Origin of the sequence: Clostridium sp., from assembly GCF_021372645.1 — a bacterium.
Taxonomy (GTDB): Bacteria; Bacillota; Clostridia; order Clostridiales; family Clostridiaceae; genus Clostridium.
Map to the genome: position 1 here is coordinate 17,931 of NZ_JAJFUC010000085.1, position 13,796 is coordinate 31,726.

At 27.2% G+C, this 13,796-nt stretch carries 11 protein-coding genes and 2 pseudogenes; 2 read left to right on the forward strand and 11 right to left on the reverse strand.

The features are described 5' to 3' along the window. Nucleotides 1–76: 76 nt before the first annotated feature. Nucleotides 77–199, reverse strand: a complete 123-nt coding sequence (locus LLF98_RS12830) for a hypothetical protein (RefSeq protein WP_291704205.1) — start codon at nucleotides 197–199, stop codon at nucleotides 77–79. Between the two features lie 338 nt (nucleotides 200–537). Here LLF98_RS12830 and LLF98_RS12835 point away from each other — a divergent pair. Then, nucleotides 538–654: pseudogene (locus LLF98_RS12835) on the forward strand (aminopeptidase P family N-terminal domain-containing protein); the annotation flags it as partial. 106 nt (nucleotides 655–760) lie between these two features. Next, nucleotides 761–1,189, forward strand: a complete 429-nt coding sequence (locus tag LLF98_RS12840) for a CBS domain-containing protein (RefSeq protein ID WP_291704226.1) — start codon at nucleotides 761–763, stop codon at nucleotides 1,187–1,189. Nucleotides 1,190–1,488: 299 nt separating this feature from the next. Here LLF98_RS12840 and LLF98_RS12845 read toward each other — a convergent pair whose 3' ends face one another. The 10 genes and pseudogenes from LLF98_RS12845 to LLF98_RS12890 all read right to left on the reverse strand — a co-directional run. After that, entirely contained in the window at nucleotides 1,489–2,256 is a 768-nt protein-coding gene (locus LLF98_RS12845; protein ID WP_291704207.1) for a polysaccharide deacetylase family protein, read from the reverse strand. A gap of 276 nt (nucleotides 2,257–2,532) precedes the next feature. Next, entirely contained in the window at nucleotides 2,533–4,497 is a 1,965-nt protein-coding gene (locus LLF98_RS12850; protein ID WP_291704209.1) for a fructose-1,6-bisphosphatase, read from the reverse strand. Nucleotides 4,498–4,872: 375 nt separating this feature from the next. Further along, nucleotides 4,873–6,549, reverse strand: coding sequence for a ribonuclease J (locus LLF98_RS12855; RefSeq protein WP_291704211.1), 1,677 nt, complete (start codon nucleotides 6,547–6,549; stop codon nucleotides 4,873–4,875). A gap of 831 nt (nucleotides 6,550–7,380) precedes the next feature. Further along, a complete protein-coding gene (locus tag LLF98_RS12860; RefSeq protein WP_291704213.1) occupies nucleotides 7,381–7,578 on the reverse strand; it encodes a hypothetical protein in 198 nt (65 codons plus the stop codon). 157 nt (nucleotides 7,579–7,735) lie between these two features. Further along, complete coding sequence (locus LLF98_RS12865; protein ID WP_291704215.1) at nucleotides 7,736–8,368, reverse strand: histidine phosphatase family protein; 633 nt, start codon at nucleotides 8,366–8,368, stop codon at nucleotides 7,736–7,738. A gap of 16 nt (nucleotides 8,369–8,384) precedes the next feature. Next, nucleotides 8,385–9,395, reverse strand: a complete 1,011-nt coding sequence (locus LLF98_RS12870) for a type II toxin-antitoxin system antitoxin SocA domain-containing protein (RefSeq protein ID WP_291704217.1) — start codon at nucleotides 9,393–9,395, stop codon at nucleotides 8,385–8,387. Between the two features lie 36 nt (nucleotides 9,396–9,431). Continuing rightward, nucleotides 9,432–9,833: a hypothetical protein gene (locus tag LLF98_RS12875; protein ID WP_291704219.1), complete on the reverse strand. Its 402-nt coding sequence runs from the start codon at nucleotides 9,831–9,833 to the stop codon at nucleotides 9,432–9,434. 182 nt (nucleotides 9,834–10,015) lie between these two features. Next, nucleotides 10,016–10,624, reverse strand: coding sequence for a thioester domain-containing protein (locus tag LLF98_RS12880; protein WP_291704222.1), 609 nt, complete (start codon nucleotides 10,622–10,624; stop codon nucleotides 10,016–10,018). Between the two features lie 273 nt (nucleotides 10,625–10,897). After that, nucleotides 10,898–12,211, reverse strand: coding sequence for a uracil permease (gene uraA, locus LLF98_RS12885; RefSeq protein ID WP_291704224.1), 1,314 nt, complete (start codon nucleotides 12,209–12,211; stop codon nucleotides 10,898–10,900). 722 nt (nucleotides 12,212–12,933) lie between these two features. Further along, nucleotides 12,934–13,071 (reverse strand): annotated as a pseudogene (locus LLF98_RS12890) (sporulation initiation factor Spo0A C-terminal domain-containing protein); the annotation flags it as partial. Nucleotides 13,072–13,796: the final 725 nt, after the last annotated feature.

Below are 13,796 nucleotides of genomic sequence, written 5' to 3' on the forward strand. Positions count from 1 at the left end.
GACAATTGAAAAAAGCTGACCAACAAACTACGTCAACTTTTTTCGATAATAGAGCTACCTTTTTAGCTAAAAGTAACTATTTGATTTTAGTAATAGAACCATCATGAGAAGTTGTTTTTGTGTTATTCATAGTCTTTTCAGTAATGTTATCTATGGCTTTATTGGTTTTAACATTTTTAGTCATTTTATTTTTATTCATGTTTTTTTCCCCCTATTCATAAAAAATATAGTTACTTAACAGTTATATTTTTAACCAATATAATAAAGAATATGTAAAGGTTTTATTTTTATCTGCTATTACTCTTAAATTTTAAAAGGCAATTTTCTAGATAATTGAATACCCAATAATATACCTAAGGTTGCTAAATCTACAATAGACACAGTTTTAATTTCCATGAAATTATTTCAGCATAATATGTAAAATGTATAGAAATGATGTATAATATTTAGTAATAAAAGCTATATATACCTATTCAAAGGAGAAAACAAACATGGATAAATTTGTCTTGCATTTAATTGGCTCTTTTTTGTAATTGATTAAGTTCATTAGATGACATTGCATGGCTTTTAAATATAAGAGGGACTGATGTTCCTAATAATCCAGTTGTAATAGCTAACATAATCATAGGACAAATCAAATGTTATTTATTTGTTGATTCTTTAATTGCACCCTAAGCAAGTTGAATTTCTTTTATAAAAAATTCACTTTGAAGTATATATTTTAAATTCATTGGAGAATATATTTTTGGAGGTGAATATTATGATAGTAAAAGATATAATGTCAAATGATATAGTAAGTTTAAACTCAGAGGATTCTATTGAGAGGGCTGCTCAACTGATGAAGCAGTTTGATGTAGGCTCAATACCTATATGTAGTCAGGAAAAATTAGTTGGAATAGTTACAGACAGAGATATTACATTAAAATCCGTAGCAGCAGGTGCAAATGTAAATCAACAGAAGATAAGCGATGTCATGACTTCAAATCCTGTTACAGGAACTCCTGATATGGATGTTCATGATGCAGCAAGAATAATGAGCGAACAACAAATAAGAAGGCTGCCTATTGTTCAAAATAATAATCTCGTTGGCATAGTTTCTCTAGGAGATATTTCAGTAGAGCCTAACCTTCAGGATAATGCAGAAGACGCTCTTAAAAACATTTCAGAACCATCAAAAAGTCACTTGTAGTTTGTCTATCAATATAAGAAAAAACCAGTATAATCATACTGGTTTTTTAAGCTGTGTGGAGCCACCTATTCTCTGGTATTAAATTTTAAAATCATAGGTATCATATCATATTGCCCAAATTCAAACAATAAACTTTAACGTACTGGTTAGACAGCATCGTTTTTAATAAGCGATGCTGTCTAACCAGTACTTTCCATTGAAATAAAATAAGGCCTATAACTAAAGATATACTTATATTACTTGATACCACTAAATATACTACAATTCTATAACTATCCAAGATATTTTCAACTAAATATTTATCTTTTTATTGGGAAGTATAATTCTGTTGTTTCTTCTGTAATAGTCTTAAATTCATACCCATTGGATTTGTAATATTCTATTATTTTAGGAAGTGCTTCACAAGTGTTTTTATTCAAATCAGTGCAATGTAAAAGCAATATAACAGGTTGCATTTCCTCATTTCTTTCTATAGCTTTTGTATATAATTTATATGGTGAAATCTTTGGATTTAATCCATCAAAATTATCCAAATTCCAATCATACACTTTAAACTTATTATCATGTAATTTTTTTAAATAACTTTTACTTAAATGCTTGTAACTACCACCTGGAAATCTAATTATATTCGGTGAAATTCCAATAGTTTCATTAATTTCACTACGACAAATAATCATTTCTTGTATAAACTTATCTTCATTACAATAAATCTTTTTAAAATTATGAGTATAAGTATGAAGTCCTATGCTATTTCCTTGCTCATAAATTCTTTTTACCACATCTTCTTTAGCTTTAATTTGATCACCTATTAGAAAAAAAGTTGCTTGTACTTTATTTTCTTTTAGTATATCTAGAATTTTATTTGTTACTTTATAACTAGGTCCATCATCAAAAGTTAAATAAATTATTTTTTTCTTGTGCTTGCTAATCTTTTCATTTTCTGTAAATTGCTCATTACTTAATTGGTTAGATACTGCAAGAACACTACTGATATTTTCTTCAAATATTAAAATAATAAAAAATATACTCAGAAAAATGAATAAAATATACTTTAATTTATTTTTCATTTTTTCCTCCTATTGTACGTTTCTTTATTATTATTCTTTGCTTTTTAAAAACTTTTATTCATGTTAATTTTAAACACTTATTAAGTAATTATTATTCTATAATTTTCTTATACAGTTTTATTCAATTTTTAAAAACCATAATTTGTGGTTGAGGTTGAACACTTGCACTTATACAGTACTAAAAATATCGCAAATTCATTTTTAATACTTGCAGATGTAGCTTAATTCTACATCATGATTTGATATTACTAATAATATAAAAGACAAAAATTATATTTATCTTACTTCATTTATTAAGCCTTTTCTATAAGCTCTAAGTAACAATTTCAAATCTTTAATTTGATTCTTAAGTTCCTTTCCTATATCAGTATCACCAACTTTTTTGCGATCCAATTTTTCTACTATTTGTCTTGAAGATAGTATGTCGGTTTCCTTATTAAAAGCATCTTCAATGGATTTAAAAGGTTGATGAGATATAAGATGTAATCCATAAGAATTATAAGTTAGGGTGTAGCCAGCTAGACCAGTTTGGCTTCTGTATGCTTTTGCAAAGCCACCATCTATAACTATTAATTTACCATTAGCTTTTACTGGATTTTCACCAAATTTATTTTTTACAGGGACATGTCCATTTATTATTCTAGATTCTGAAGAATTCAACCCAAATTCTTCAAAAATCAAATTGCACATTTCTTCTGTATCCCTAAAATCATAATATGGATTTTTCTTTTCTTTATGTGTGGACGTGTCTTTAATAAAATATCTTTCAAAGGTGGTCATATTTTCCTTTCCAAAAAGGGAAGAACAAGCTCCATTCCATAAATACCACATTATATCCATCCCATATAACTTTTCTTCACTACCTCTATTATTGAAATAGCCTTCTCTAGCTAATGAGTCAAATTTATCTAAAAGTTTTTTACCTTTATATTCTTGTCCGTTAATAGTCATACTTTTAAAAGTTTTATCTTTAGTTAGGGGGATGCACCCATGTAATAAAAGATTAGAGTTATAAGTTAAATATATTCTTCCTTTATTAAATAGAAATAAAACGTGTTTTTGTAATTTATCAGCATTTATAAATGAAATTTGAAGTTTATCTATCAATTTCTTTTCTTCATTTGTAAGCGCAAATGGCTTTTCAGTGTTTATAGTAGAGAAATTCTTACAATTAAGTTCATAAGTAACATCATTTAAAGTTATTGTTCCATTATTATAATTTATCTTGTCTAAAAGTAATCTATGGTCCATCTTAAATTCTGGTCTTCGTTTTATTATTTCATATTCAAGTTTGAATTGAATAATTGTTATTGCTTTATGCATTTTAGAAATAAGCTCAATTTCAGAAGTTCCATATACATTATCATCAGTATTTTTAGGAGTAAAAGCAGTGCAACTATCATTTTTATAATATTTAAGTGCAAAAGTTGCTAGAGGTAATAAGTTTATACCATATATATCTTCAATTACATCCAAATTAGAATATCTAGCAGCTATTCTTAAAACGTTTGCTATACATGAAGTATTACCAGAAGCAGCTCCCATCCATAAAATATCGTGGTTTCCCCATTGGATATCAACAGAATGGTAATCCATAAGAGTGTCAAGGATTATATCAGGTCTTGGACCTCTATCATATATATCTCCTATTATGTGTAGTCTATCTATAACTAGACGTTGTATTAGATTTGATAGAGCTATTATAAATTCTTTTGCTCTATCAATTTCTATAATAGTATTTATGATTCCATCATAATAACCTTGTTTATCGTTATTATCACATTCTTCGTGTAATAATTCTTCTATAATATAGCTAAAATCTTTAGGAAGAGCTTTTCTTACTTTTGATCTTGTATATTTAGATGACACGTGTCTACATAATTCAATCAATCTGTATAAGTTAATTTTGTACCAATCATTTATGTTTTTTTCTTCTTTTAAAATTATTTCTAATTTTTGTTCAGGATAATAAACTAATGTAGCTAAGCTTTTCTTCTCAGAATCCATTAATGAATTACCAAAAACGTCTTCAATTTTTATTTTAACTGCACCTGAGCCATTTCTTAAAACATGCACAAATGGCTCGTACTCACCATGAAGATCAGCTAAAAAATGTTCTGTTCCTTTAGGTAAATTTAAAATTGCTTCTAAATTAATTATTTCAGTAGATGCTGCTGCAATAGTTGGATATTGCTTAGCCAGTAGCTTTAAGTACTTTATGTTTTCATCGTAATTCTCCATAACACCCTCCTTTAGTAAGCAAAGATGTTTAGCTTCAATATAAAAAGTAAACAAATTTGATTTTAAAAGTATATTTATCCTTTTACATATTATACCATATATTTACTTATATTACTATAAATTTAATGGATGAATATGCTAAAGTGTTGATAAATATGAAATTATTTAATTGCTAATGGATCTGAAAAGTTTGATCTAAATGCTGCAGTATATGTTTCTATAGCATGAGTTAATACATCCATTGTTATCTGTTAATACTATAATAAACGCATTATCCATAAATGATTTTTAAAATAAAACCATACACCATATAAAATGCTAAATTATATAAGACATATTCAACATATACCTAACACTTTATACAGTCTATTATAATTATATTTCAGTAAGAACTGGTAAAATCATAGGTTTTCTTTTCATTTTTGTGTATACAAAACTATCTACTTCTCTTCTTATAGTATTTTTTATTTCTGACCATTCAGCTATATTATTATTAAAACATCGCTCTACACTTTTAATAACTATTCCCCTAATATCTCTAATTAGTTGTTCTGAATCTCTAACGTATACAAATCCTCTTGTAATAATATCTGGTCCTGATAGTATTATTTTATTTTCTCTATCTATAGCTATGACCACTGTTATAATACCATCTTCTGCTAGATTTTTTCTATCTCGAAGTACAATATTACCTACATCTCCTACACCTATTCCATCTATAAGAATTCTTCCTGATGGCACTTTACCACTAATTTGTGCTTTATTTCTGGATACTTCTAATATCTCTCCTGTTTCTAATATAAATATATTTGATTTATTCATACCCATATTTTCTGCAATTTTAGCATGGCCTATTAAGTGCTTATACTCGCCATGTATAGGCATAAAGAATTTAGGTTTTAATAAAGCATGAATCAATATAAGCTCTTGTTCACAAGCATGGCCTGAAACATGTATATCTTTTATTGCATTATATATTACACTCGCACCCTTTTCTGTCAAATCATTTATAACGTTAGATACAGCCTTCTGATTTCCAGGTATTGGTGTTGCTGAAATAATAATTGTATCACCCTTTTCTATTTGAATACTCCTATGAGTTCCTGATGCTATCCTTGTAAGTGCTGCCATTGGTTCACCTTGGCTTCCAGTTGTTATTATTGTAATTTTCTCGTTTGGATATTTTTTAATATCATTTAAATCTATTATCATTTCTTCTGGTATAAACAAATATCCAAGTGTTCTAGCAACTTCACTTATTTTTTCCATACTTCTTCCATTAAAAGCAATCTTTCTACCGTTTTTCACAGAAGCATTTGCAATCTGCTGAACTCTATGAATATTAGATGCAAATGTGGCTACTATAACTCTTCCAGTTGCTTTAGCGAAAAGGCTTTCTAAAGTTTCACCTACAGTCTTTTCTGACATTGTATAACCTTGTTGAAGAGCATTAGTACTCTCAGCCATTAAAAGTACTACACCCTTTTTACCTAACTGTGCATATCTTTGCAAATCAATAACTTCTCCATCAATTGGTGTAAAGTCCACTTTAAAATCACCAGTATGCACAATTATTCCTACAGGTGTATGTAAAGCAATAGAGCAACTATCTGCTATACTGTGGTTTGTTCTAATAAATTCCATTTTCAATTTACCTATTTCTACCAAGTCCCCTGCTTTAACCGTATTTAATGTACAGTCACTAAGTATATTGTGTTCTTGTAATTTACTTTCAATTAACCCAATAGTTAATTTTGTAGCATATATAGGAGTATTAATTTGTTTCAAAACATATGGCAATGCTCCTATATGATCTTCATGTCCATGAGTTATAAAAAATCCCTTTACCTTATCCTTATTTTTTAGTAAATATGTTACATCAGGGATTACAAGATCAATTCCATAAAGGTCTTCATCTGGAAATGCTAATCCACAATCTATAATCACTATTTCATCTTCATATTCAAAGGCAGTTATATTCTTTCCTACCTCTCCTAATCCTCCTAGAGGGATTACCTTTATTTTGCTTTTGTTTTTATTGTTATTTGCCATTTTAACTCCTAACTTGTAACTAAGTGCACCAAAAATAGAACTTAGTTACTACTAAATTTTGTATTATTTTATAATCTTATTTTTTAATGTATTAAGTTGTTATTATCCCGATGAGCAGTATTATTCTAATTAAAGTTTACACTTCCAAAAAAGCTATTTTGTCTAAGCATTATATTAATAATAATTAATTTTGCAAAGATTAAAAATAAACTTAGTACATCTGCACCTTAATGTTTCTTCATATATATTTTTTTATATTATTATAAAAAAACTTGAATAAATACACATTTGTGATAATAAAAATAACCTATATTCATTCATCTTTTTTTACCATGTGTTATTGCTATTATATAAGTATAACCTTTTTTTCGTAAATTTCATATATAAAGTGAAATTTTTTCGGTGGAATTTTATATTACACCGAAACCGGAAAATATAGCAAATTAATTTTTATTGAATTATACAGTATTCTACTTAGTTAGGTATAATCAAAAAAATAACAAGTCAATATGCTAATCTATTTCGTGTCATGAGGAAGCTCGACTCGTATACACTCGCTGAGTAAGTGATTCACACAAAATCATTTTTATATGATATTAACTCATAAATGAGTTAACTAAGTTTAAGAAACCAAATCAAAGATTTGGACTTTCACTTATCTACTCATCAGCATGTTCACCTAATAGCCCGCTATGAGGTAAACATACTTCCTCGCCTGACGCAAAATATACATCGCATTTTGGACTTGTTATTTTCTTTCATATACCTTATTTTTAATATTTAATTTTAATTATTGATGTTTTTACATAATAAGAGAAACTTGTATAACTGTTATTTATTATTTGTGTTTTCATCTATAAAAAAATCAGATGGTCCTTTATGAGTCCTTCCATTTATATAAATATCAAGTGCTTTAATTCCTCTCTTAGCAAGTTTCACAAATAAAACAAATCCATAAACCCATAAACCAAAGAAAACTAAAATAAATATTGCATAAATTAAAATTGCGATAATACCGACTGCTTGCATAAAAATCTCTCCCCCTATTTTTTTATACTAATTGTAAACTATCTTCGCAACATTTTACTCTTGTACGTAAATTCAAGTAATTATATCATTTCAAGTCATATTTTAGCAATATAATATTGTTCAATTTTCAAACATTCTAATTTAAACTATATTGGCATCAACCTACAGTTTTTGCTTCACTGTTTAAGTGATTAGTATCATTTAGTGCAACTAATACTGGCTTTAAATCATCATAAAAAGTTAAAGTATTAATGCATGTATTCCCAAGTGCCATTTTATGATACATGGTCATATCCCATTCAAATATTCCAATAAGACCAGCTTTTATAATTCCTCCATGAGCAATAATTGCAATTTTTTTCCCTTTATGTTGATTAACTATATCTAAAATACATTTTGTAGCTCTATTTGCTGCATTATGAATACTGCTGTCTCCCCCACAAATGTAACTTTCTGTTTTATCACTTCTCCAAGCTTTGAAAACTTCAGGATAATTTTCAGCTATCTCGTGTACAGTTAAGCCTTCCCATTCTCCAAAGTTAATTTCTCTAATTTCAGAAACTATAGCAACCTCTTTATCAGTACCATATGCTAAAATATTCGCTGTTTCAAAAGCCCTATTAAGTGGACTTGAATATATGTAATCAAAATTTCCCTTAAGCCTATTTTTTAATAATTTTGCTTGTTTAATTCCCTCTTTCGATAAAGCTATATCTGTACAACCTTGAAATTTGCCCAAAGTATTCCACTCTGTTTCTCCATGTCTAATTAATAATACTGTCGTCTTCATATGTGACCTCTTTCTTTTACATCGATATCTTATTAAATAAATCTGTACTATATTTTTGTATATCTAATAAATTTATCATATTATATTTTTCTTTTATTCCTTTAAAATATTCTGCAATTAAATTTTTTTCTATTATTTTATTAGGATTCACATTTTCAATTTTATTTTCATTAATTATATTAGTCCTAGTTAACATCCAAGGAGCCTCATTACGAGTCATTTGTTCTAATATTTTTCCACTATAACAGCTATAAAATTTAATTACACTTTCTACTACATTTCCCTCAACATCTTCTAAAGTTAGCTTTTCATTAGCCAATATATCTTTATTAATTTCTTCATATCCAAACTTTTTATACCTTTCATATACACTTGTATACACAGGTCCCTTCATAGATGCTTCACAATCTTCCTTAAAAATAAACTTATCTGTAAATACAAAATGATAAGCTTGTACATAATATAATAGCTTTTGAAGAGTAAGAGGTGTGAAATCTTCACATCTTATTAAAAGATATTTTATTACTGCATCAATTTTCTCTTCTATAATATCTTTACCTAAAATAGCTTTAACAGCTTGTCTACTTTTATTATAATCTGTTGGCTCTATTCTTTCTTTATTAGCTTGTAATACAATTGAGTAATAATTGATGTTTTCATATATCTTTTTAAGAATATCACTATGAGAAGTTGTAATCATATCTCCATCTAAATATCTACTCATAGTTTCCTTTTTCCATCCCAATAATAATGATAAAGCTTCTTCATTAATAGAATATTTAATTATAATACGTTGCATTTCTATAACCCTTATTATATTATGCTTTTTTCTATATTCTTCATATAAAGCCTTCAAATTATAATCACATATATCTGAAACAAAAATCTCATTATCACAGTTCTTGCAAATAACTTCTTTAGCCATATAACTTATTTCTTCATCTTTTAATCTTGATATTTTACTTACTTCATGTACTTTATACTCATTTTCATTCATGCAATATTCACAAAATGTTAATTCTCTCATGAAATTCTCCTCCTTTAAAAATCGGAGCTGATCCCCCTATTTAAAAATATATGAAATTGGCTTATTTCGTTTATGTAATGAAACTAAAATTCTATATTCTTCTGCTTCATTACATATTATATTAAATTTCAAATAAATATCCACTAGTTCCTTATTATCTTCAATATTATATAATTCTCTTTGCACACAAAATATATAAAGATTATTTTGTTCAATTCCATCCTTCAGATTTTGAAGTCCATAACAAAAATCTTTATAATCTAAATCAAATAAAATATTTATTCGTTTGTTTTCATTTATATTATATTCATAAATGAATTGAATATTTTCTAACTTGTTATCTTCTAAAGATATGGTATATCTATTTTCTCGTACACACTCCTTAATAATCCCAATTAAATTCTTAATCTGCTCTTCACTATAATCCTTTAATAACACCTTTCTTCACCACCTTAGCAAAACATGTTATACATAATATAACAAAAGGTTATCATTTTAAGCTATTCATGTCAATAAAAGCCAAGTGTAGACACACTTGACTTTGCATAAAAAAACAACTATTTAGTTTGCAAAAATTTCTCATAATTCTCTATTTTATCATCTCTATTAGTATTTTTTTATTATCCTTCTTGAGGTGCATATTCAATTTGCTCTGATTCTGCTTTTTCTTCTGCCATTAAATCAACATTAGGTATAATTATTACTTCTTGCACAGATTCATCACTTGTTTTGTATATTTTGCTTTGCAGTATATTTTTGTATTTTCCACTTACCCCATCATTATATATATTTCTTATTGCTGCTAATATTTTAGGATTATCACCCTTTATTTTATTAACATCGTATCCTTGAACTGAACTCCATATAGCGATCTGAGTAGCAGAATATGCTTCATTTTCATTATCTAAATTAAGTTGAGCTACAGATCTATTGGGATATCCAGCTGCAATAATATTATTAATTTTTTCATTGTTGGTTCCATTTATCAAAAAGTTTTGTCCCGATGGATATTTTTTATCTATCTCTAAACAATATACAATGTCATTACTTCCTTCTATTTTTATTCTTTCTACATTAAGATCATAATTTTCATATTGAACTGTATACAATATTCCCTTTTGCGTAATTATTTTTACCACATCTGGCATACTAGCTCCAGCATTAATGCCTACAAGTAAAGTAAAAATAATAAAATAACTTAATACTTTAATATATTTTTTTAGTTTCATTAAGTTCACTCCTAACTTTTGTATTATATCTAGTCTTTATAACACTTTATTTTCCTTAAAGTGGTGCTAAATATAGTATTAGCTTTAATCATCTTATATATTCATAAATTAGCTAGAAACAAAAAGGCTTAGTGTTAGACCTCCTAAGTTAACATTTATACAAAAACTAAATTATCCTTAATATATTATTACAAATAAATTAAGACACCACTTAACCAGTTCTAAAAAAACTGATTAAGTGATGCCTTATTGCTATATCAACTTTTGAAGTTGTTATATTGCACTTTCATTTTCTTCTTTTTCGTTCATTATTCCAAGTTTGTCAAATATTATAAAACATATACTAATTACTATAGCTACAACTGTAGCTAATCCCATTCCTTTTAGTTCCATGCTTCCAAGTGTCAATTTTATTCCACTTACTCCTACTATAAATATTACTGAAGTAAGTATTAAATTTCTAGATTTAGAAAAATCAACTTTTTCTTCAATAAAGGTTCGAAGTCCTGATGTTGCTATTGTTCCAAATAATAGAAAACTAACACCACCTATAACTGGTGTAGGAATTGTACTAATAAGTGCTGATATCTTTCCTGAAAATCCCAAAACTATTGATATTAAACCAGCTCCACAAATTACATATACACTATATACCTTTGTTAATGCCATAACTCCAATGTTCTCACCATAAGTTGTTGTAGGAACTGAGCCAAACATTCCTGAAATAATAGTTGATAATCCATCTCCAAGTAAAGATCTATGAAGACCTGGATCTTTTGTTAAATCTTTTCCTACAATACTACTAGTAACCTTTAAGTGTCCCACATGCTCTGCTACCACTACAAATACTGCTGGTATTATTGTTAATATTGCATTGATATCAAAATGAGCTACTTTTACATTAGGCAATACAAAGAAACTTGCATTACTTACTGAGCTAAAATCTACTAATCCCATAAAACATGCTGTAATATATCCTACTACTACACCTATTAATATTGGTATAACCTTTAAAAATCCTTTTAATAGTACATTACATAAAATTACAGTAATTAGTGTTACCATTGATACAATTACCCAAGTTGTATTTAAAGTTTGTGAATTACTTAATCCCACTGGAAATCCTGCCATATCAGCTGCATTAGCAGCTAATTCCAATCCTATTATTGTTATTATTGCTCCCATTGCTGCTGGTGGAAATAATTTATTAATCCATCCCATACCAGTGTAGCCTATAATAGTTGCCATTATTGAAAAAGCTATTCCTGCAAATACAAAACCGCCTTGAATAGTTTGAAAGTCATATCCTCTGCTATATAACGACAATACTGGTGCTATAAAAGCAAAGCTTGAACCTAAATAAGCTGGAATCTTTTTTCTAGTGATAAATGCATATAATAATGTACCTATTCCATTAAAAAATAGAACTGTGGTTGGATCAATTTTAAAAATGAGTGGTACTAGAACTGATGCTCCAAACATTGCAAATAAATGTTGGATACTTAGTGCAATTGCTTTGCTTAAAGGAACCTTTTCTGATACGCCTAAAAAGTCATGTTCATTGTTTAATAATTCATTTTTCATCATTCTTCTCCTTTGTTAGTTTCTCTGAACTAAATTAAAAGTATGCTTTTCAAAAGGTATCACAAATATTTATAGTTTGTCAATAATTTTCTCCCAAATTCGCTACTCTTTTTCAAATAATTTTAATAGTAACATCATTTACTGTTCTGATTTTTCCATTATAATTCCCATATAACCATTTATAGGTTTCTGAAAACTTAGGTTTATATAATATCCAACTCCTTAAACGTATTTCTAAGATTTTTGTGATTAATGAACAGTAAAAAGGGCAAGTTATCCAAAAATTTAATTATCAAGAAAAAATTATAAAAAAAACATAACTATATCCTATCATATAAGTCTATCAGTAAATACTTATAAAAAAGAGGAAATTGGCTATGCTAAACAATTAAGAATATATTACAACACAATTAGAAAAAGTTCTATATGATATTCTACCATTACATCTAAAAGATTGAAAAATTTGGTTTATATAATCATGAGTTTAACTTCTTATTATAACAAATCATTCTAAAAAATCTTGAATTAAATCTATCATTTTGTTTTTTAATAATTCTTATCAAAGAAAAAACACCTTTTGTATATCAGTCCTTAAATCGACATACAAAAGATGTTTACATAACAACTTAATTTTAACTTTATAGGTATAAAATACTAAAATCCATAACAATTTTTATAGAGTTTATCGATTTCATCATTCATAGCTTTGATTCTATAACTACTTTTTAGCTAACCTTATTCTTGAGTCTCAACTTATCTGCAATAATTGCGATAAATTCACTATTTGTAGGTTTACCCTTTTCAGTATGAACAGTATATCCAAATAGTCTATTAATAGCCTCTATTTGACCTCTGCCCCATGCTGACTAGCTTTAGGCCATTAAAACTCTTAACAATTAAGGTAATTAGATTATACTTCTTAACTCTAAAATTATATAGATTTTTCCTAATATTAGTTGGTATAACTTATATATATTAGTTGCTATTATTATATAGCTTTTTTATAAGTAATTCAACTGGTGAACTACCTTTTTATTTACCTTTGCACTATTTAAATTAGAAATATTTGAACTAACTAATATTCTTTATAATCCCTATATTATAAAAGCAACTAATGCAACTTTTTAGCATAAAAATAGAAGAGAGTATACTCTCTTCAAAACTTATAAACATTATTCTTTCATTTTGCAATTATTATAAATGCCATTCTTTTTACTCACTGAATAAGTTTTGTTACATAATGTAGCTATTAATGAATAAAGAATTTGAAGATGATTATAGCTATTATTTATACAAACACACTATACACTATTAAATTACTTATATTATATTGAGTATAAGTATTAATTTAAAATAATTCCTTAACGCCTCATTACCCCTACACTTTATAATTGTTTATGCAAAATCTTAATGTCACTATTGAGCTTTTGATTAATTATTTTATACCCTTGGAGTGCTCTAACCAAAATAGACACACAATAAGTACGATTTTCTTGTATTTTCACAGCATTTCATGTAATGTTATATTTTGAATTTATGTATAAATATTGAATAATATATGTATAACAATCCAATACTTAATATCATG

What these genes read in the sequence shown, in the direction of transcription:
- LLF98_RS12880 (WP_291704222.1), bottom strand. Translation starts at nt 10,624, where the DNA reads ATGAAACTAAAAAAATATATTAAAGTATTAAGTTATTTTATTATTTTT.
- LLF98_RS12840 (WP_291704226.1), top strand. Translation starts at nt 761, where the DNA reads ATGATAGTAAAAGATATAATGTCAAATGATATAGTAAGTTTAAACTCA.
- LLF98_RS12870 (WP_291704217.1), bottom strand. Translation starts at nt 9,395, where the DNA reads ATGAGAGAATTAACATTTTGTGAATATTGCATGAATGAAAATGAGTAT.
- LLF98_RS12865 (WP_291704215.1), bottom strand. Translation starts at nt 8,368, where the DNA reads ATGAAGACGACAGTATTATTAATTAGACATGGAGAAACAGAGTGGAAT.
- LLF98_RS12830 (WP_291704205.1), bottom strand. Translation starts at nt 199, where the DNA reads ATGAATAAAAATAAAATGACTAAAAATGTTAAAACCAATAAAGCCATA.
- LLF98_RS12855 (WP_291704211.1), bottom strand. Translation starts at nt 6,549, where the DNA reads ATGGCAAATAACAATAAAAACAAAAGCAAAATAAAGGTAATCCCTCTA.
- LLF98_RS12850 (WP_291704209.1), bottom strand. Translation starts at nt 4,497, where the DNA reads ATGGAGAATTACGATGAAAACATAAAGTACTTAAAGCTACTGGCTAAG.
- LLF98_RS12860 (WP_291704213.1), bottom strand. Translation starts at nt 7,578, where the DNA reads ATGCAAGCAGTCGGTATTATCGCAATTTTAATTTATGCAATATTTATT.
- uraA (WP_291704224.1), bottom strand. Translation starts at nt 12,211, where the DNA reads ATGATGAAAAATGAATTATTAAACAATGAACATGACTTTTTAGGCGTA.
- LLF98_RS12845 (WP_291704207.1), bottom strand. Translation starts at nt 2,256, where the DNA reads ATGAAAAATAAATTAAAGTATATTTTATTCATTTTTCTGAGTATATTT.